Origin of the sequence: Bacillus cereus group sp. MG4, from assembly GCF_040460055.1 — a bacterium.
GTDB classification, from domain to species: domain Bacteria; phylum Bacillota; class Bacilli; order Bacillales; family Bacillaceae_G; genus Bacillus_A; species Bacillus_A wiedmannii.
Map to the genome: position 1 here is coordinate 2,148,834 of NZ_JARVGZ010000001.1, position 19,594 is coordinate 2,168,427.

Below are 19,594 nucleotides of genomic sequence, written 5' to 3' on the forward strand. Positions count from 1 at the left end.
AATCTCTCCTTGCAGTGCTTTATTTATAACCGGAAGAATTAAGAAATCATTATTTGAGAAAAAAAGCTATCCATTACTGGATAGCCTCTGCTGTCTGTTTAAAATGATGCGCTTGCGTAAGTAATTCTTTCGCATGTTCTGTCGTTAAATCTGTAATTTCCACACCAGAAATCATTCGAGCTATTTCTGTTACTTTATCCTCCATAGTTAAAACGGTAACTGATGTAATTGTCCGATCATTCGCTACTTGTTTTCGAATAAATAAATGTGAATCCGCCATTGAAGCTACTTGAGGTAAGTGCGTAATACAAAGTACTTGCGAGTTTACTGATACTCGATAAATTTTTTCCGCAATAGCCTGCGCAACCCGACCACTTACACCAGTATCCACTTCATCAAAAATAACAGATGCAACACCTTGATGCTTAGAAAAAATGCTTTTTAAAGCTAAAATAATACGAGATAACTCTCCGCCAGAAGCGACCTTTGAAAGTGGTTTTAGCGGCTCACCTGGATTTGTTGAAATATAAAATTCCACATGATCGTAGCCATCCGCCGTAAGTCTTACCGGGGCACCCTCAACAAGAGGCTCTTCAGCATTTCCTTCTCTCTTCATAATTCTCACTTCAAATTTTGTTTTCTCCATATATAATTCTTTTAATTCCTGATGAATGGCATTTGTAAGATGCTCTGCAAGCTCATGACGCATATTACTTAACGACGTTGCTTCTTGCAGAATAACACTTTCTAATTCCTTTAATTGCTTCTTCGTCGTTTCAATATGAACGTCTTTATTTTCAATCGTAAAAATTTCTTGTTCAATTTTATCAGCATACGCTAAAATCTCTTCTACAGTATTTCCATATTTTCTCTTTAGCATACGAATTTCATTTAAACGCGTTTCAATTTCGTCTAAACGCTTCGGATCATATTCCATCATATCGAGCTTTTCTCTAAGTTGATATGCAACTTCTTCTAATAAGTAGTAGCTATTTGCAATTGAATCATGATTTTCTTGATAAACTTCATCTAAATGTGTAATACTCTCCATTTGTCCCATTGCGCTTCGTACATTATCTAACCCTTGTCCGTCAGCGCTTAATGAGCGATATGCATCGCCTAATGCTTTATAAATTTTTTCAAAATTAGAAATTCGCAATCGTTCTTCAGTTAATTCAATTTCTTCATCCATCTTTAAATCCGCCTTACTGATTTCTTCATGCTGGAATTGAATTAAATCTAAGCGATGCGCCATTTGTTGTTCATTTTCACTTAACGATTTTAACTGTTTTTTTAATTTCTCATAGTCAGCGTATACATTTTGATATATACCCAATTGTTTAACAATGCGATCTCCATCAAAATGATCAAGCATAAATAGATGACGCTCTTCATTCATTAAATCTTGTGTTTCGTGCTGCCCATGAATATCAACAAGTGTTTTTCCAATTTCCTTTAATATACTAAGGGTGACCAGTTTCCCATTTACACGACATACACTTTTTCCGTTTGCAGCGATATCACGCTTCAAAATAATCATGCCGTCTTCTATTTCTATATCCAACTCTTCTGCCTTTTCAATACACGGATGCTTATCATCTTCTACATAAAATAGCCCTTCTATCTCAGCTTTTTCTGTTCCGTATCGAACAAATTCCGCTGAACCACGGCCACCTACAAGTAAACTAATCGCATCAATAATAATCGATTTTCCGGCCCCTGTTTCACCACTTAAAACCGTTAACCCTTTTTGAAAAGAAATATTTAATGCCTCAATAATAGCAAAGTTTCTAATCGATAATTCCGATAACAATGCCCCATTCACCTCGTTATAAACTAATCCCCTATTAAGGGCTTTTCTCAGTTCTTCATTCAAATAGTCAAACTATATGTTTGTATGTATAAATTACTTTTCTAACCGCTCCATTGTACCAAACATTCGTTTTACGGGTCAATCCACCTATTTTCTAATTTTATTCAAAGAAAATATTATATTACAATTAAGAATTCACATTTTTAACCAATAAAAAAATCCTGTTCACTTTCCACTTTACAGAGGAAAGTAAACAAGATTTTTTTTTACAACATATTTAAGAAACGATCAGAGACAACACCTGTATCTTCAGGTGTACGGCAAATAATTAAGCAAGTATCATCACCACAGATGGTTCCGATGATCTCATCCCACTCTAAATGATCAATAAGTGCTCCAAGTGAATGAGCGTTACCAGGCAGTGTTTTTAGCACAAGCATATGTCCTGCCGTGTCTAATTTTACAAATGAATCCACTAGATTGCGTTTTAATTTTTGTAACGGGTTAAATCGTTGATCTGCTGGCAAGCTATATTTATAGCGCCCATCATGTAATGGCACTTTCACTAAGTGCAGTTCTTTAATATCGCGCGATACTGTTGCTTGCGTTACATTAAATCCCTCATTACGTAAAATATCAACTAATTCATCTTGTGTTTCAATTTCTTTGTTCGCAATAATTTCCCTGATTTTAATATGGCGCTGACCTTTATTCATACATTTGCACCTCACACTATCTCTTACCATAGTTTAAACATTGGTATACTTCACTTATTTATGTTAACTTATAATTCGTTGCTTGTACACAATTGTTTTTACAATCATTATACAATTACAACAAAAAGAGGAACAACATATGTTATTCCCCTTTTCCTTTTTGTTTTAGGACATCATGCGCCTCTGTAACTACTTGCTCAACAGAAACTGGAGAATGATTTTCGCCATTCTCACGTTCACCATGCCATTTCAGATGAATTAAAAATTCAATATTACCATCCCCGCCCGTAATTGGTGAGAATGTTAAACCTTCTACGTCGTATCCTTCTTTTATAGCAAAGTCGACAATCATTTCTACGACAGCCTCATGTACTTTTCGATCACGAACGATACCTTTTTTCCCAACTTGCTCTCTTCCAGCTTCAAACTGTGGTTTAATTAACGCTGCTACATCCCCATTAGGCATAAGCATTGTTTTTAAAACCGGCAGTATAAGCTTTAATGATATAAATGAAACATCGATACTAGAAAATTGCGGTAAACCACGTTCTAAGTCTGCTGGTGTCACGTAACGGAAGTTTGTCCGTTCCATTACGACAACACGCTCATCTTGACGCAATTTCCACGCAAGTTGATTGTATCCTACATCTAATGCATAAGATAATTTAGCTCCGTTTTGAAGCGCACAATCTGTAAAGCCACCAGTTGATGAACCAATATCTATCATAACTTTATCTTGTAAATCCAGGTGAAATGTCTCCAATGCCTTTTCAAGTTTATAACCACCACGGCTTACATACGGCATAACTTGTCCCTTCACCGTAATCTCTGTATCTTGTGGGATCTTCTCTCCTGGCTTATCAAGTCTCATCTCATTCGCATATACAAGTCCGGCCATAACGGCGCGTTTTGCTTTCTCACGTGTTTCTATAAGTCCTCGCTCTACTAATAGTACATCTACTCTTTCTTTTTTTGCACTCATTTGTTACGCCCTTTTTTGTTTTGATGGAATCATTGTATGAATACGGTCTACAACAGCATCTGTCGTTAAACCAATTTCTTCTAATAATTTTGTTACACTACCGTGCTCTATGAAACGGTCTGGAATACCCATTCGTTCAATTAACGCACTATGGTACCCGTTCTCAGATGCAAATTCAACTACTCCCGTTCCAAAACCACCAATTAAGCAAGCTTCTTCAATCGTTAAAATCGGTATATTTTTCCCTAAGAGATCATGTAAATATGCTTCATCCATCGGTTTAATAAAGCGAGCGTTCACTACTTTCACTGAAACTCCAGCCTTTTCAAGACGCTCAGCTGCTTCCATTGCCATTGGTATTGTCGTACCAAATGTTAAAATAGCCGCTTGTGTACCTTCTTTTAACGTTTCCCAAGTACCGATTGGAATCGCCTTTAATTCTTCATCCATATGAACACCAAGTCCATTACCGCGTGCATAACGTAATGCGATTGGTCCATCTTCATATTGCATCGCCGTATATACTAAATGTTGCCCTTCATTTTCATCTTTCGGCATCATAAGTACCATATTCGGCAAATGACGTAAGAATGAGATGTCAAATACACCTTGATGCGTTTCACCATCTGCTCCTACTAAACCAGAGCGATCGATTCCGATGAAGACATTTAAATTTTGGCGACATATATCATGAACAACTTGATCATATGCTCTTTGTAAAAATGTTGAATAAATCGCTAAGAATGGCTTCATTCCTTGCGTTGCCATACCCGCCGCCATTGTTGTAGCATGCTGTTCTGCAATACCTACATCAATCATACGATCCGGGAATTCTTTTTGGAATTTCTCAAGTTTCGATCCAACAGGCATTGCAGGTGTAATTGCAACGATACGCTCATCCGTTCTCGCTAGCTTAAGTACTGTATCACTAACAACAGCACTCCATGCTGGTGCAACTTCTTTCGGTTTAACGAAGTCACCCGATTCAATTTTATAAGGTCCTGTTCCATGCCAAGTTCCAATAACATCACTCTCAGCTGGTTTATAACCTTTTCCTTTTTTCGTAATAACATGAACAAGCACTGGGCCTTTTGTTTTCTTTGCATATTGCAACGTTTCGAATAACTTTTCATAATCGTGCCCATCAACTGGACCTAAATATGTAAAGCCTAATTCTTCGAAAAAGACACCGGATACTAGTAAATATTTAAGACTATCTTTTATTTTCTCTGCTGTCGCAGCAACTTTCCCACCGACTGCTGGGATTTTCTTTAATATATACTCTAGTTCATCTTTTACCCAATGGTATTTCCCTGCGGTACGTAGACGTCCAAGTACATTATGAAGCGCACCAACGTTTGGTGCAATTGACATTTCATTATCATTCAAAATAACAATCATGTCCGTTTTTTCATGTCCAATATGGTTCAATGCCTCTAAAGCCATTCCGCCGGTTAGAGCACCATCTCCAATGATTGGTATAACATATTCTTTCGTTTTCTTTAAATCACGTGCTAGAGCCATTCCCATTGCAGCAGATAATGATGTCGAGCTATGGCCAGTTTCCCATACATCATGCTCACTCTCGCAACGTTTTGGGAAACCACATAGACCTTGATATTGCCTTAATGTACCGAATTCCTTTGCACGTCCTGTTAAAATTTTATGTACATAGGATTGATGTCCTACGTCCCATAAAAATTTATCTTTCGGACTATCAAATAATTTATGCAGAGCAATTGTGAGTTCTACTACACCTAAATTAGGTGCAATATGTCCACCTGTTTGAGAGAGCTCTTCAATTAAAAACTTACGAATATCCTCACTCAATCCCTCTAGTTCACCGATAGACATATCTTTCAAAAAACTAGGGTTTTGAATTTGCGTTAGATCCACATGGATCACTCACTTTCATTTCATAATCTGTCAACATGTCAAATATTATAAAAAACATTTACACAAAACAAGAAATTATCTTTTTTTATTTTTCACCTTGTCCTGCAATTAACCAGTCTATTGCGCCCTAATCCTATTATAAACCATATTTCTTTAGGCGATGAAAAAAATAGCCGCTAACACGAAGTGATAACGGCAATGTAATCTACATATATTTTTGCCAATAACAAGAAAAGAAAAACCTTTTCCTACATTTATATCATAAAATGATGAATGACTCAACAAATGGAAACGCTGTTATATTAGTTATTACGTTTTGCAATCAAATCGCAAATAGATAGTAAATATTCATCTTGTAATTGCAAGGAACGAATAGCACCTTTTGCTTTTGCAATTGTTTCTTCTAAAATATCCTTTGCTCTATCTACAGTAAATAACGTCGTATATGTGCTCTTTTCGTTGGAAACATCACTACCAATCGGTTTTCCAATCTCTTCTTCGGTTCCTTCCACATCTAAAATATCATCTCGAATTTGGAAAGCTAGGCCGATATATTTTGCAAACGCAAGTAACTTTTCTTCTTGTTCTTCTGTGGCATCAGAAAGTATCGATCCTGCAAGTACCGCGAATTCAAGTAGTTTCCCAGTCTTATGCTTATGAATATACTCCAACTCATCAATCGTAAGCTGTTTCCCTTCAGCTTCCATATCTGCCACTTGTCCGCCAACCATTCCTTCTGGTCCTGCCGCTTTTGCAAGCTCAAGTACAAGTCTTACTTTTTTTTCAGCAGAGATTTCCTTTTGTTCATATGCCATAATAACTTGAAAAGCATACGTCAACAAACCATCGCCTGCTAAAACTGCCATCGCTTCACCAAATACTTTATGATTGGTGGGCTTACCTCTTCTTAAATCATCATCATCCATACAAGGCAAATCATCATGAACTAACGAGTATGTATGTATCATTTCAAGAGCACAAGCTGCACCTATTCCAAGATTTCTTTCTTTGCCAAACGCTTGTAATGTCGCAAATAAAAGTAACGGGCGGAGACGCTTTCCACCCGCTTCCAAAGAATATGCCATCGCTTCACGAAGTACATTTGGACATTGTAATTCATTTGCATAGCTTACAAGCTTCTCTTCTACGAAAGTTTTACTTTCTTTCAAAAAAGTATCAAAAGCAATAGTCACTATGCTTCATCTCCTAAAGCAGTAAACGGTTCAAGCTCTCCATCTTCCCCAAGAATAACTGCCATTTGTTCTTGTACGTTCTTCAACTTCTCATCACAAAGCTTAGATAATTCCATACCCTCTTTAAAATAAGAAATTGCTTCTTCTAAAGGTACGTCGCCTTGCTCTAGCTTAGAAACGAGATGCTCAAGTTGCGAAATTGCCTCTTCAAAGCTTAATTTATTTTCCATTATTCAATTCACGCTCCTCTATGCCTGATACGCTACAATCTAGTATTCCATCTTGTAATTGAACTGAAACAGCATCTCCAAGGCTGACATCTTTCACACTTTTTAACACTTGCTTCTCTTCATCATATACAAGCCCGTACCCTCTCATCATTACTTTAAGCGGACTTAACGCTTCAAGTTTTTGAGCAGCTCTTACAAAGGCAAATTCTTTCGTTTGAAGTAATGTTTGCATTTCACGTTGCAATTGCTTTTGCAATGTTTCAACCGCTACCTTCGTTTGCATAATTTTTTGAGCTGGGTGGTGCTTCTCTAAATAAAATGAAAGCTGTTTTAACTGATTTACCTTTTTATCAATATAGCGCTCTTTCGCTAAAACAAGCTGTTCTAACGCTCTATCTAATTGCTCTTCTTTTTGCTCATATACTTGTCTTGGATAACGGAACGCATAAGATTTTTGCAATACTTGTAGTTTTTCTTCTTTTTTATGTACTAACTCTCTCATTGCTCTTTGCAATCTTAGAGTTCTTTGTAATACCTTTTCTTGTAACTCTATAATGTTAGGCGCTGCCAGCTCAGCTGCTGCAGTCGGTGTTGGCGCACGTAAATCGGCAACAAAATCCGCAATTGTAAAGTCCGTTTCATGGCCTACTGCCGAAATAATAGGGATCTCACTCTTAAAGATTGCCCTTGCTACCATTTCTTCATTGAAAGCCCATAACTCTTCAATAGAGCCTCCCCCTCGCCCAACGATTAGGACATCTATCTCTCCCATTTCATTCGCTGTACGAATCGCTTGTACAATTGAGGGAGCTGCTGACTCCCCCTGTACAAGTACCGGAAACACAATAACATGTCCAATTGGATAACGACGTTTAATCGTTGTTATAACATCACGAATCGCTGCCCCTGTTGGCGACGTAATCACACCTATTGTTTTAGCATAAGGAGGAATTGTTTTTTTATAAACTTGAGAAAACAAACCTTCTTCCTCTAAACGAACCTTTAATTGTTCGTAAGCTAAATGCAGGTTTCCGACTCCGTCAGGCTGCATGTCTTGAATATAAATTTGATAAGAACCACTCGCCTCGTAAACGGAAATCTTCCCTTTCACAAGTACCTTCATCCCATTTTCAGGTCTGAATTTAATATTACGATTATGACCCGCAAACATAACCGCTGCGATTCTTGCATTTTCATCTTTCAATGTAAAGTACATGTGGCCACGACTATGATTTTTAAAGTTGGAAATTTCACCTTTTAACCAAACAGACTGCAAATGCGGATCATATTCTATTTTTGTTTTTATATAGCGTGTTAACGCTGTAACGGTTAAATATTGTTTTTCCATTTCTCTCTCCTCATAGCCGACTCAAATTATTTACAAACGACACCTGCACGCTTAGCAGATTCAACAGTATTATGAAGAAGCATTGTGATCGTCATTGGACCAACACCCTTTGGCACAGGTGTAATGTAACCTGCAACATCTAACACGTTGTCAAAGTCAACATCACCACAAAGTTTACCTGTTTCTAAACGGTTCACACCAACGTCGATTACAACCGCTCCTTCTTTAATATAATCAGCTGTTACCATTTTAGGTCGTCCAACAGCTACGATTAAAATATCAGCTAACTTCGTTAACTCTTTCATATTTTGCGTTTTAGAATGACAATATGTTACAGTTGCATTTTCATTTAAGAACAATTGCCCCACTGGCTTGCCGACAATATTACTTCTTCCAATTACTACAACATGTTTTCCTGAGATATCAAGATTTGTTTCTTTTACTAATTCTACGATACCGTGCGGTGTACATGGAAGGAATGTATCTTGTCCCGTCATCATACGTCCCACGCTGATTGGGTGAAATCCATCTACATCTTTTTCTGGTGAAATTCTTTCAATGATAGCTTTTTCTTCAATATGTTTTGGTAAAGGTAATTGCACTAAAATGCCATTAATACGGTCATCGCCATTTAAGCGATCGATTTCAGCAAGCAAACGCTCCTCAGTAATTGTTTCAGGAAGTTCAATTAGCTCTGAATAGATTCCTACTTGTTCACAGCCCTTTTCTTTTCCTTTTACATAAGAACGAGATGCTGGATCTTCTCCAACTAGAATAACTGCTAATCCTGGTACAATCCCTTGCTCTTTCAACTTCACAACTTCTTCTGTTAATTGTGCTCGTTTTTTCTCCGCAACTTCATTTCCTTTGATGATTACTGCTACCATTTTAAGATTCCCCCTTAAAGAAATTACAGTGTATCTTTTATATTAGATAAAACGCCGTTAATAAAACGACGAGATTCCTCATCCCCAAATGTTTTAGCAATTTCAATCGCTTCGTTAATTGTTACGTTGTGTGGAATTTCTTCCATGTATTTCATTTCATACACAGCTACACGTAAAATACTGCGATCAACAATACTAATACGCTCCAGCTTCCATTTTTTTAAGTTTTGACGAATCGCTTCATCAATTACTTCTTTATTTTCTACAAAACCTACTACAAGTGATTCTAGAAAATCATTTGTTTCTTCACCTTCATCTAGCGTGTTTTCTACCGCTACTTTCGGTTCTAATTCACCTGTAATATCCATTTGGTATAATGCTTGCATAGCTCTTTCTCTAGCCGTCCTACGTTTCATTGTAACTCTCCTTTATGCTTCAAGTCTTTCCTTATGCTTTGTTATATTATTATAATTTATAAGCCGTCAATTCACTTACTCTTACAGTTTTCATTGATTTTCCAACCTTATAATACAATGATAATAACACAATTTATCGTTTCACACACGGGTTACAAGGCTGAAAAATAATAAAAAGATTAACTTCAAGTTCCATATCTTATCACAATGTACGTTTTTTGGAAAAACGAAACATCTTCTTTTTGATTTCTTATTTTTTGAAATAGTATAATAATTAGAGGGTTTTAATTTGTGAAGAAATGAAACGATAAAAAAGATGCCTATGTTACTAGGCACCTTTTTCATTCTTACACTGGTTCAATTTCTGTTTTTTGTGTTTCGAATGTTACGCCAACGATGTGAACATTCACTTCTTTTGGCTCAAGCCCTGTCATTGTAAAGAGTGCCTGGCGAATGTTGTCTTGAATCTTTTGTGCAACAACTGGAATTGCTACGCCAAAATACATTACAACATAAAGGTCAACGATAATATCTTCGTTTGCTAATTCAACCTTTACACCTTTACCATGATTTTTCTTACCTAACTTCTCAACAACATCTGTAGCAAAATTACCACGCATTGCCGCTACACCTTCTACTTCAGCAGCTGCAATACCTGCGATTACTTCAATTACTTCTGGTGCAATTTCTACTTTACCAAGAGTTGTATCTTGACCCATATCTAACATATGTTCAGCCATGAAAAAAACCTCCTTTAATGTATCACTGCGTCACAAGTTCATGCTCTTCCAAAAACTTCGTATTAAACTCACCTTTTACAAAATCAGGATGATCTAGCAATTGCAAATGGAACGGGATTGTTGTATGTACGCCTTCAATGACAAACTCACTGAGTGCACGCTTCATTTTTGCAATTGCCTCTTCACGTGTTTTTCCGTGAACAATTAATTTAGCAACCATCGAATCATAGAAAGGTGGGATTGAATATCCCGGATATACAGCTGAATCGACGCGAATACCAAATCCGCCTGGTGGCAAGTACATTTCTACTTTACCTGGGGATGGCATAAATTTTTTGGCAGGGTTTTCCGCATTAATTCGGCATTCAATTGCCCAACCATTAAATTGTACTTCTTCTTGCTGTAACGATAACTTTTCTCCAGAAGCAACACGAATTTGTTCTTTAATTAAATCCATCCCTGTTACCATTTCAGTAACTGGATGCTCAACTTGAATTCTCGTATTCATCTCCATGAAATAAAAGCTTTTCGTTCTATATTCATAAATAAACTCAACCGTACCAGCACCTGTATAATCAACCGCTACCGCCGCTTTAACTGCCGCATCACCCATCTGCTTGCGAACATTTTCATCAAGTGCAGGTGATGGACTTTCTTCTAGTAGTTTTTGCAAGCGGCGCTGAATTGTACAATCACGCTCTCCTAAATGAATGGCATTTCCATGTGTATCTGCCATTATTTGAATCTCAACATGGCGGAAATCTTCAACGTACTTTTCTAAGTATACACCAGGGTTCCCAAAAGCGGTACTAGCTTCTTGCTGTGTAATTTGAATTCCTTTTACAAGCTCTTCTTCATGGCGTGCAACACGAATACCTTTTCCGCCGCCACCTGCAGTCGCTTTAATAATAACTGGATACCCAATTTGATTAGCAAGCTCGATCGCTTCTTCGGTATTTTTAATAATCCCTTGTGAACCTGGTACAATCGGAACCCCTGCTTCTTTCATTGTATCACGAGCAACGTCTTTTGTGCCCATCTTTGAAATAGCTTCTGGACTTGGACCGATAAAAATCAAGTTACATTCACGGCATAGCTCTGCAAAATCTGCATTCTCTGCTAAAAATCCGTATCCTGGATGAATAGCATCGCAGCCTGTTAACTTCGCAACACTAATAATGTTCGTCAAATTTAAATAGCTTTCTTTCGAAATCGTTGGTCCTACACAATACGCCTCATCAGCAATTTGTACGTGAAGTGACTCTTTATCTGCTTCTGAATAAATTGCGACTGTTTCAATATCCATTTCTTTACAAGCACGAATAATTCGTACAGCAATTTCCCCACGATTGGCTATTAATACTTTTTTTATCATCACAAAGACTCCCTTATTACGCTTTTACAAGAAATAGCGGTTGTCCATACTCAACAAGCTGTCCATTATTAACAAGAATCTCAACAATTTCACCATCTACATCTGCATCGATTTCGTTAAATAACTTCATAGCCTCGACAATGCATACGATAGAATCTTTTGATACTCTGTCTCCTACACTTACATATGCAGGTGTATCAGGCGAAGATGAAGAATAGAATGTACCTACCATCGGTGATGTAATTTTATGTAGGTTTTCATTTTGAACCACTTTTTGCTCTTCTTGTTTTGGTACTTCCACTTGTGCTGCCGCTACTGTTGTTTCAACTTCAACAGGTGCTACTGGTTGCACGACTTGTTTTGCTACAGGTGCTTGCACCGCAACAACTTCATTACCATGCTTTTTCATTTTGATTGTCGTACCATCTTTTTTGTATTCAAATTCATCAATATTAGAGCTATCAATTAATTTAATTAATTCACGAACTTCTTGAATTTTAAACATGTAAAATCCACTCCCATACTCTTGTTTGTCTCGTTTTTACAGATTATCGTCACTAAAACTAGATTGACTGTAAAAATACGATGTACTCTATTAGAAAATGCATTTCATTTACTAATAGAAATAATTGCTATTTCCATCTTACGATAAATTTTTTAAACATTCCAATTTATATTTCTTTATAATAAATCGAAACTCCTGTAAAAATATTATTCCAATAAAAATTTATTACCTAGTAATAATACCAAGTTTCACACAAAATTGGCAAGACCACTTCTAAAAAAACATTCCTAACTTTTTTCACAATGCTACACAATAAACAGATCATTACCGCTCCACTCTTCACCTCATCTATAGTCAACAACATATTTTTACCAAATATTATTTTTTTGTTTACACACCGTTCATCATTCCTTCATATAAGAATAGTATGTTCAAAGTGTAGAAAATATATCGTATCGAGGTGTGGACATATGATATGGCTCATTCTCTTCTTACCTGCCGTAATGGTCTGGGCATTCGTTCTCTTCATCCACGTCAAATCTGGAAAAAGTAATCATCATTACCATGAACCGCTAATCTTTTACTCACAACGTATTTCTCCGTTCCGAGTTGAACGTAATAAAAACAACTACAAAGACGAAACAGAAAAAAGCTATCGAAAATGATAGCTTTTTTCTATAACTATTTTCAAACAATCCGATTCGTAAAAACTAATAATCCGCGAGGGATTCCCCCGCGGATTATTAGTTTTTATTTTGTTGGTGGATCAAATTTCACACCTACATCTTTTGATCCGCCTTCACTTCTTACAAGCTGTATAATTTTATTCGCTTCTTTTTGTGAATGCTTTGCTGCTTTCACAGTTACTTTAATGTCAGTTCCATCAGCTCTTACAAGGGCATCTTTATATCCTCCTTGAGACTTAATCACTGTCTCAAGTAATTCTTGCTTCGTTTCCATTGTAGTAATTGCATCAAAATTATCTTTCGCTTTACTCTTTTCTGTTGCTGAAGATTTTGCTGAATTCATCACTTCTTGTAATCTTGATTTTTGTTCACTTAGCTGATCTTCCATTTGCATACGTAACGCTGTGAAATTTTCATCACTGGATTGAACTGTTACGTTAGCATCTTTTTTACTTGTTTCTTTTTGAGCACTCTCTTTTTTGTTTGTTTCTTTGTTTGTTTCTTTATTTGATGTTTCCTTGCTTGTATTTTCTTTTTTTGGCGTTTCTTTAGGTGCTTCATTTGTTACTGCTTTATCAGTGCCTTGTTTTTCTTGTCCAATCTTTTCACCTGTTGCCGGCGATGCTGTATTCATTTTGTCAGGAGTTGTTACGTAATAAACAGATAGTACAACAACTAAACTTAACATCGTTAATAGCCAAACCGTTTGTTTTTTTAACACTTTATTTCCTCCCTATCAATTTTTCGGTGATACTGAAACACGATGAGCTGGTACATCTAGCAGCCGTATTACAGCTTCTTTTACCATCGCTTTAACTTGTATATTATCCACTCCTTTTGCTACGACAAGAACACCTCGTACTTTCGGTTTCTCTGTTCGTAAAACAACGGGAGTTTCTTTATCACCTTCACGTATAATGACTGTCTTTTCATCAAGGGACTCATCTTCTACTTCCCTCTTACCACCTGTCTTATCTGTTTCACCTGTTGTTTGTGAACGTTTCACTGTGTTTTTTTCTAATATTTTTTCTTCAGATGAATCTAAATTTACTTTAATCGTTACATTTTTTACTCCCGCTATTTCTTCTAAGGCTGCTTTTAATTCTTGTTCATACGCTTTTTCATACTTTTCTACATTTGACATACTATCATTATTTTTTTGTCCAAAAGTTGGTACGTCTTTTTCTTGGTTTTGCGTTTTTTGTTCTTTAAATACAGGTACTTCTTCTTTTTTACTTGAAAAAAGACTACTAGAAAACATAAGCAAAATCCCAAGAATGAGTAGGACAAGTAAAAACTTAGGTGTTATCTTTTTTCCCTTCTCATTGCTTTCTTTTTCATCCCCATTCAATAAGTTTCGAAAAAATGAGAACTTCGAATTTTTATCTTTATTGTCCATTTACTCTACCTGTCCTCCCCTCCATTTGAACTTGGATTTGTTTATTCTCTAGTTGCCACCTGCTTGAAAAGAAATCTTTCATTTCTACATTCGTTTCTTCTACTTTTTTCGGAGGTTCCTTCGTGTTAATTTCAACTGGTTTTACTGTTTCGATTGCATCATTTTTACTACGTTCTTTTTCTTTCACCGTCACAACAACAGTTTGAATATCTTTCGCTGACTTTACTTCCGCTGTACTTTCCGCTGCGACTATTTGTATTTCAGAGACTGTCATACCATACTTTTTCTCGAATTCTTTTCCTACTTCTTTTTTCATTTTGGTAGCCATCTCTTCTAAACTATATGCACGTGTTAGAGCTTGTATTTCTTTTTTCTTCGAATCTATTGAATTTTTTACAGATCCTTCTGCTACGTACTTCTCTTCATTAAAATTTGCGATTACTTCATTCACATCTGTTTGCAGTAGTTTAAAAAGGGGCATTAAGATTAAAACAACTAATAATAGACTTACAACGAATTTAACGTACTTTTGCAAATTTGAATTTGGAAGAATAAGATGAAGCATTGTCGCTAAGAGTAAAAAAACGATAATATTTCTAATCCACTCTGTAACAAATTGCATACCCTTCACCTCCTACCGCATCATAAGTGTAATGTTCCCCGCAGCAATAATAATTGTGATACTTAAAAAGAACATAAATGATACGATAGCTAAGCAAGCAAATACATAAATGATGCTTCGCCCGATAATATCTAAACATTGAATAATTGCTCCGCTGCCAACTGGCTGTAATACTGCTGCTGCGAATTTATAAATAAACGCGATACAAAAAATTTGAATCGCTGGAAAAGCAACAATTAAGCATAGAATGACGAGCCCGATAATTCCGACTGTGTTTTTTAATAATCCCGATGCACTAATAACAGTATCCGCCGCCTCTGTAAACATTCTTCCTACTACGGGAATAAAGTTCCCTGTTACAAATTTAGCAGTTTTCACAGCTATTCCATCAGCAACAGCTGTCGCTGTTCCTTGTACAGATAATACCCCTAAAAAAATCGTTAAAAAAATACCGATAATCCCAACGCTAACGTTTTGCAGAAGCTTGGACAATTTCGTAACTTTATATTGATCACTCATCGTACTTACAATACTTAATATCGTTGCAAGTAATAAAAGTGGTAGAACGATATAATTCATCAAAAGCCCGCTCGTGTTCATTAAAAAGATAATAATCGGATGAAAAAACGATACAGATACAACACCACCTCCAGTTGCTATGAGTGCAAGCAAGATTGGCAATAGCGCTAATATGAAATCTACCATTGTTTGTATCGTTTCTCTTGCATATGTCATGACGACATAAAAACTATTTAAAGCGAAAATAATAAGTACCATATATACAACTGCATCCGCAATTTTACTTACACTACTCTTTGAAAATGCAGATTGCAGTGATTGCAACAATGCACTAAAAATTGTAAGCATAATGAGCGTTCCCAGCAGCTTCCCATTTGCAACAAGCTCGTGAAATAAATACTTTAATAAACCTAGCATCCACTCTTTTATAGAAATTTCTTTTTCTCCCTTTACAAACTCCATAAAGCTACCTTTTTGACTCTCTGGTAAATAACCTCCATATTTTGTAACGAGCCCGTCCCAAAATTGCTTCACATCTTCAATTCCGAGCTTATCCAATTGTTGATCAACGACGTTTGTTTCTACAGGAGAAGCTTGTACAACAACCGGTAAAGAAAAGAAAAGGAAGCAAGCAAATAGCAGCTTAGCTCCAAACCCCCTCAACATTCACTCCCCCTTATCCCGTCGGTAAAAATCCGAGAATAGTTTCAATGACAACCGTCAAAATAGGAATCGCCATTACTAGAATTAAGATTTTTCCAGCTAATTCAATTTTCGAAGCGATTGCCCCCTGCCCTGCATCTTTTGTAATTTGTGCTCCAAACTCAGCAATATAAGCAATTCCAATAATTTTTAGCAACGTTTCTACATACACATTGCTAACTTTCGCTTCACTCGCTACCCTCTCAATCATTTGTAAAATAGAGTGAATTTGATCAATTAAAAGAAGAAACATCACGCTACCTACGAATACAATAAATAACGACGTAATGCTAGATTTATGCTGATTCAATACAGCTGCTAAAAACGTAGCAACGAGGCCTAATCCGACAATTTGTATAATTTCGATTCGAACCGCCTCCTTTACTGGAAGAGAAAGACACTCTTAATCTTGTCGAATAGCGTATTAATTAAAAATGCCACATGAAATAAAATAACGACAAAACCGACAAGGATAACCCAATTTGCAATATCCTCTCGCTTTAATTCTTTTAGTACGGTATGAATAAAAGCTAAAACAATGCCGATTCCGGCGATTTGAAATATTAATCCAACATCAATGGACATCGCCTTTCTCCCTCCTATAGCAGTAAAATTACGATAAGTAGCCCCGCTAGTACCCCTAAGCTCTTGATCATTTTTTCGTATTGCAGTTGTAATGCTTTCGCTTCCTCTTCTTCTCTCTCTAAATGTGTAATACATAAGCGAATATGTTTTTGTTGTGATTCACGATCATGTTGTCCGAGCGTTTCACCAAATTGCTGCAAAATCTCGTACTCAGTTTGTTGAAATGCTGTTAGCTTCCAATTTTCTTTCAAACTATCTATCCAAGCTTCTCTTACAGTTTGTTCTCCGCCTTCTAGCCTTCTAGCGAAACTTTGAAATATCCAATTTAACGGCTTAGGCATTTGTTTCACTAATCGCTCGGCAGCTTCAGACAAAGGTGTGTGCCCATACATAATTTCTGCCTCTAATGATTGAAGTGCCGCTTTTAATAATCTAAGTTGCCTTGGCCTCTCACTGTATCTTTTAGCGTATGAAAATCCGAAAAAGGTGCTGACCGCAACGATTAACACTGCACCAAATATTTTCACCATACGCTTTGCGCCTTTCTATGAGGTAATACCGATTTTCCATATTTATCTTTTACTTGCATAACTGTTCCTGGCCCTCTTGCTTTTGATAGCTCCACAAACCTATCAAATATGCCGAGCTCCAGCACCGCCTTTAGTGATGGGCGTTTCACAACATCATCATAAGAAAATCCATGTGCGCTTATAAAAAGCTGAACCCCTGCATGCACCGCCTCCATAATTGCTTCACTATCTTCTTTACGCCCAATTTCATCTACAATCAAAATATCTGGACTCATAGAACGAATCATCATCATCATTCCTTCAGCTTTTGGACATGCGTCTAACACATCTACTCGTGTGCCGAAGTCATATTGCGGAATACCTTTCACACAACCTGCAATTTCTGACCGCTCATCAACAATCCCCACTTTACAAGAAGGTATTTTCGAAGCACTTACACCTTGACTCATACAACGTGCTACATCTCTTAAAAGTGTTGTTTTCCCCGTTTGCGGTGGGCCAATTACCATCGTGTTTAACCATCGTGTTTCATACAAATACGGCAAAAGTGGTTCAGCAATTCCTATTTTTTGACGAGCGATACGAATATTAAAGGAAGAGACATCTCGAATCATTTTCACTGCGCTTTTTTCTGTAATGACTTTTCCAGCTAAGCCGATTCTATGTCCTCCTCGAAGTGTCACATACCCACGTTTTAATTCCTCTTCCATCGTATAAATTGAGAATTGACTTAACTTATTCAATAAGTAAATGGCATCCTCTGCTGTAACGATATAGTCATAAAAAAACACTTCGCCATGAGCAATACACTCTAGCGGTCTTCCAATTCGAACACGAATTTCCTCTAGAGCATCATATTGCTTACAACTTTCCACTAGCCGCTTCATCGTTTTCGGTAAAACTTCTAATACTTCTTTCATCAGCTTCTCCCCACTATACTCGACTTACTATTTCAACAACGCGATAAAAATGCAGCCAATTCCAAGCGCTAGAAAAAAGAGTTTCAAGAAAGAAATCTCACTTGCCACACTCGCTATGCCTATTGTCATTGTTAAAATTAATACGGTCGGTCCAACAAACGCCAACATACCATTTATAAACAATGCTTTCTTCGCATCATTCACATAAAGCATAAGCAAAGCGGCGAATATTTCCGCGCTACCTGAAAACAACCGAAGTAACCCCATTACAAGCACGGATGTTTCCATTGCCGCTAGCCACTGTTTCATTCTCCCACCTTCTCCCATAACGGTTACTAATGCTATATGCTGAAAAAGAATATATTTGTACAACCATATGCAGGGGTTGTCTATTTCAGAAGTAAAAACATAATATTTCTCTATCGTCTATCCGTAGTCCGAATATTCGTATTGTTAAATGGGATATTATGGTATATTCAGTAGTGATGGGGAGTATAGACGATGCAGCATGAGAGATAGAACTAAAGTCATCTCGTGTACTACATATCGTATCGCGCCATTTTTTAAAAATTGACTATATGTGCAAAATGAGGGGGGAAAGTATGAAGGTATTGAAAATTAGTTTAACAATTGTAATAGAATTAGCTCTTATTTATCTTTTTTCAAAATTGGTCGGTTGGTCATTTATGGAGACCTTTTTCCTTGGGAGTTTAGCGATATTTGCAATTATGTGGTTTATTATTATGAATACTCATAGGAACAACATTACGGATCACGCAATCAGTAAAACACTGACTGGTGTTGAGACTGGCGAAATAAAACCATTTCAAATCGTTTTCACTCCATATATGGCGGGTACTCTTTCACTTGTTTTAGTTAGTTTTATTATCACTGCTATTTACTATCTACCCTATTTCCTATAAAAAAAAGCACTCGTGATGATCACGAGTGCTTTTCTACTATGCACGAGAAACGTATTTACCTTCACCAGTGTTGATGATAAGCATTTCGCCTTCGTTAATGAAGATTGGTACTTGTACAACAAGACCAGTTTCTAATGTAGCTGGTTTTGTTACGTTAGAAGCCGTATCGCCTTTAATACCAGGCTCTGTTTCTGACACTTTTAATTCAACTGTGTTCGGAAGTTCAACACCAAGTACTTCATCTTGGTATGTCATAATAGATACTTCCATGTTTTCTTTTAGGAATTTAAGTTCGCGCTCGATTTGGTTTTCACCAAGTTCGATTTGCTCGTAAGTTCCGTTATCCATAAATACGTGAGACTCACCGCTCGCGTATAAGTATTGCATACGACGGTTTTCGATGTGTGCTTTTTCTACTTTTTCACCTGCACGGAATGTTTTCTCTTGAACAGATCCTGTGCGAAGGTTACGTAGTTTAGAGCGAACGAATGCCGCACCTTTACCTGGCTTTACGTGTTGGAAATCCATTACTTGCCAAAGGGCATTGTCCACTGAAATTGTTAAACCTGTACGAAAATCGTTTACTGAAATCATGTAAAAAAATCCT

General features: G+C 36.8%; 24 protein-coding genes. 2 read left to right on the forward strand and 22 right to left on the reverse strand.

Going from position 1 to position 19,594, the window contains the following annotated elements; all coding sequences use genetic code 11:
* Positions 1-73: 73 nt before the first annotated feature.
* The 12 genes from recN to accB form a co-directional block, all read right to left on the reverse strand.
* Positions 74-1,813 carry a DNA repair protein RecN gene (gene recN / locus QCI41_RS11245; RefSeq protein WP_000947735.1) on the reverse strand — a complete coding sequence of 580 codons (1,740 nt, stop codon included), beginning with the start codon at positions 1,811-1,813 and terminating at the stop codon, positions 74-76.
* 266 nt (positions 1,814-2,079) lie between these two features.
* On the reverse strand, positions 2,080-2,529 hold the full coding sequence (gene argR / locus QCI41_RS11250) for an arginine repressor ArgR (RefSeq protein ID WP_001032581.1): 450 nt from the start codon (positions 2,527-2,529) through the stop codon (positions 2,080-2,082).
* Positions 2,530-2,671: 142 nt separating this feature from the next.
* Positions 2,672-3,511 (reverse strand): TlyA family RNA methyltransferase, encoded by an 840-nt coding sequence (locus tag QCI41_RS11255; protein WP_046956369.1) that lies wholly within the window; start codon positions 3,509-3,511, stop codon positions 2,672-2,674.
* Positions 3,512-3,514: 3 nt separating this feature from the next.
* Positions 3,515-5,407 carry a 1-deoxy-D-xylulose-5-phosphate synthase gene (gene dxs / locus QCI41_RS11260; RefSeq protein ID WP_046956368.1) on the reverse strand — a complete coding sequence of 631 codons (1,893 nt, stop codon included), beginning with the start codon at positions 5,405-5,407 and terminating at the stop codon, positions 3,515-3,517.
* A 302-nt stretch (positions 5,408-5,709) separates the two neighbouring features.
* A complete protein-coding gene (gene ispA, locus QCI41_RS11265) occupies positions 5,710-6,600 on the reverse strand; it encodes a (2E,6E)-farnesyl diphosphate synthase (RefSeq protein ID WP_048562336.1) in 891 nt (296 codons plus the stop codon).
* On the reverse strand, positions 6,600-6,830 hold the full coding sequence (gene xseB / locus QCI41_RS11270; RefSeq protein WP_000428423.1) for an exodeoxyribonuclease VII small subunit: 231 nt from the start codon (positions 6,828-6,830) through the stop codon (positions 6,600-6,602). The genes ispA and xseB overlap by 1 nt, the downstream gene beginning before the upstream one ends.
* Positions 6,820-8,178: an exodeoxyribonuclease VII large subunit gene (gene xseA / locus QCI41_RS11275; protein ID WP_353837454.1), complete on the reverse strand. Its 1,359-nt coding sequence runs from the start codon at positions 8,176-8,178 to the stop codon at positions 6,820-6,822. The genes xseB and xseA overlap by 11 nt, the downstream gene beginning before the upstream one ends.
* A 26-nt stretch (positions 8,179-8,204) precedes the next feature.
* On the reverse strand, positions 8,205-9,065 hold the full coding sequence (folD, locus tag QCI41_RS11280) for a bifunctional methylenetetrahydrofolate dehydrogenase/methenyltetrahydrofolate cyclohydrolase FolD (RefSeq protein ID WP_000226735.1): 861 nt from the start codon (positions 9,063-9,065) through the stop codon (positions 8,205-8,207).
* A gap of 23 nt (positions 9,066-9,088) precedes the next feature.
* Entirely contained in the window at positions 9,089-9,481 is a 393-nt protein-coding gene (gene nusB / locus QCI41_RS11285) for a N utilization substance protein NusB (RefSeq protein WP_000830244.1), read from the reverse strand.
* A gap of 347 nt (positions 9,482-9,828) precedes the next feature.
* Positions 9,829-10,221: an Asp23/Gls24 family envelope stress response protein gene (locus QCI41_RS11290; protein WP_000807630.1), complete on the reverse strand. Its 393-nt coding sequence runs from the start codon at positions 10,219-10,221 to the stop codon at positions 9,829-9,831.
* A 22-nt stretch (positions 10,222-10,243) separates the two neighbouring features.
* Positions 10,244-11,596, reverse strand: coding sequence for an acetyl-CoA carboxylase biotin carboxylase subunit (gene accC / locus QCI41_RS11295; protein WP_000592872.1), 1,353 nt, complete (start codon positions 11,594-11,596; stop codon positions 10,244-10,246).
* Between the two features lie 16 nt (positions 11,597-11,612).
* On the reverse strand, positions 11,613-12,101 hold the full coding sequence (accB, locus tag QCI41_RS11300; RefSeq protein ID WP_046957515.1) for an acetyl-CoA carboxylase biotin carboxyl carrier protein: 489 nt from the start codon (positions 12,099-12,101) through the stop codon (positions 11,613-11,615).
* Positions 12,102-12,571: 470 nt separating this feature from the next.
* Between accB and QCI41_RS11305 the strand changes: the two genes are divergently transcribed.
* Positions 12,572-12,766: a DNA recombination protein RecO gene (locus QCI41_RS11305; RefSeq protein WP_353837453.1), complete on the forward strand. Its 195-nt coding sequence runs from the start codon at positions 12,572-12,574 to the stop codon at positions 12,764-12,766.
* A gap of 85 nt (positions 12,767-12,851) precedes the next feature.
* On the opposite strand, the gene QCI41_RS11310 is transcribed toward QCI41_RS11305, so the two are convergent.
* Genes QCI41_RS11310 through QCI41_RS11350 form a run of 9 tightly spaced genes read right to left on the reverse strand, consistent with a single transcriptional unit; the run spans position 12,852 to position 18,373 of the window.
* Complete coding sequence (locus QCI41_RS11310; RefSeq protein WP_000914707.1) at positions 12,852-13,508, reverse strand: SpoIIIAH-like family protein; 657 nt, start codon at positions 13,506-13,508, stop codon at positions 12,852-12,854.
* Positions 13,509-13,523: 15 nt separating this feature from the next.
* Entirely contained in the window at positions 13,524-14,186 is a 663-nt protein-coding gene (gene spoIIIAG / locus QCI41_RS11315; protein ID WP_000368870.1) for a stage III sporulation protein AG, read from the reverse strand.
* Entirely contained in the window at positions 14,176-14,808 is a 633-nt protein-coding gene (gene spoIIIAF / locus QCI41_RS11320) for a stage III sporulation protein AF (RefSeq protein WP_353837452.1), read from the reverse strand. Before spoIIIAF ends, spoIIIAG begins: the two co-directional genes overlap by 11 nt.
* Positions 14,809-14,820: 12 nt before the next feature.
* Positions 14,821-15,993: a stage III sporulation protein AE gene (spoIIIAE, locus tag QCI41_RS11325; RefSeq protein ID WP_000943696.1), complete on the reverse strand. Its 1,173-nt coding sequence runs from the start codon at positions 15,991-15,993 to the stop codon at positions 14,821-14,823.
* Between the two features lie 10 nt (positions 15,994-16,003).
* Positions 16,004-16,387 carry a stage III sporulation protein AD gene (gene spoIIIAD / locus QCI41_RS11330; protein WP_079998460.1) on the reverse strand — a complete coding sequence of 128 codons (384 nt, stop codon included), beginning with the start codon at positions 16,385-16,387 and terminating at the stop codon, positions 16,004-16,006.
* Positions 16,388-16,410: 23 nt separating this feature from the next.
* Entirely contained in the window at positions 16,411-16,614 is a 204-nt protein-coding gene (spoIIIAC, locus tag QCI41_RS11335) for a stage III sporulation protein AC (RefSeq protein ID WP_000020914.1), read from the reverse strand.
* A 14-nt stretch (positions 16,615-16,628) separates the two neighbouring features.
* Positions 16,629-17,144, reverse strand: coding sequence for a stage III sporulation protein SpoIIIAB (spoIIIAB, locus tag QCI41_RS11340; RefSeq protein ID WP_000238693.1), 516 nt, complete (start codon positions 17,142-17,144; stop codon positions 16,629-16,631).
* Positions 17,138-18,064: a stage III sporulation protein AA gene (gene spoIIIAA, locus QCI41_RS11345; protein WP_353837451.1), complete on the reverse strand. Its 927-nt coding sequence runs from the start codon at positions 18,062-18,064 to the stop codon at positions 17,138-17,140. Before spoIIIAA ends, spoIIIAB begins: the two co-directional genes overlap by 7 nt.
* A gap of 27 nt (positions 18,065-18,091) precedes the next feature.
* Positions 18,092-18,373, reverse strand: a complete 282-nt coding sequence (locus tag QCI41_RS11350; RefSeq protein ID WP_000816054.1) for a YqhV family protein — start codon at positions 18,371-18,373, stop codon at positions 18,092-18,094.
* A gap of 293 nt (positions 18,374-18,666) precedes the next feature.
* Between QCI41_RS11350 and QCI41_RS11355 the strand changes: the two genes are divergently transcribed.
* A complete protein-coding gene (locus tag QCI41_RS11355; protein WP_353837450.1) occupies positions 18,667-18,987 on the forward strand; it encodes a hypothetical protein in 321 nt (106 codons plus the stop codon).
* 36 nt (positions 18,988-19,023) lie between these two features.
* On the opposite strand, the gene efp is transcribed toward QCI41_RS11355, so the two are convergent.
* Positions 19,024-19,581 carry an elongation factor P gene (gene efp / locus QCI41_RS11360; RefSeq protein ID WP_000626521.1) on the reverse strand — a complete coding sequence of 186 codons (558 nt, stop codon included), beginning with the start codon at positions 19,579-19,581 and terminating at the stop codon, positions 19,024-19,026.
* Positions 19,582-19,594 lie beyond the last annotated feature (13 nt).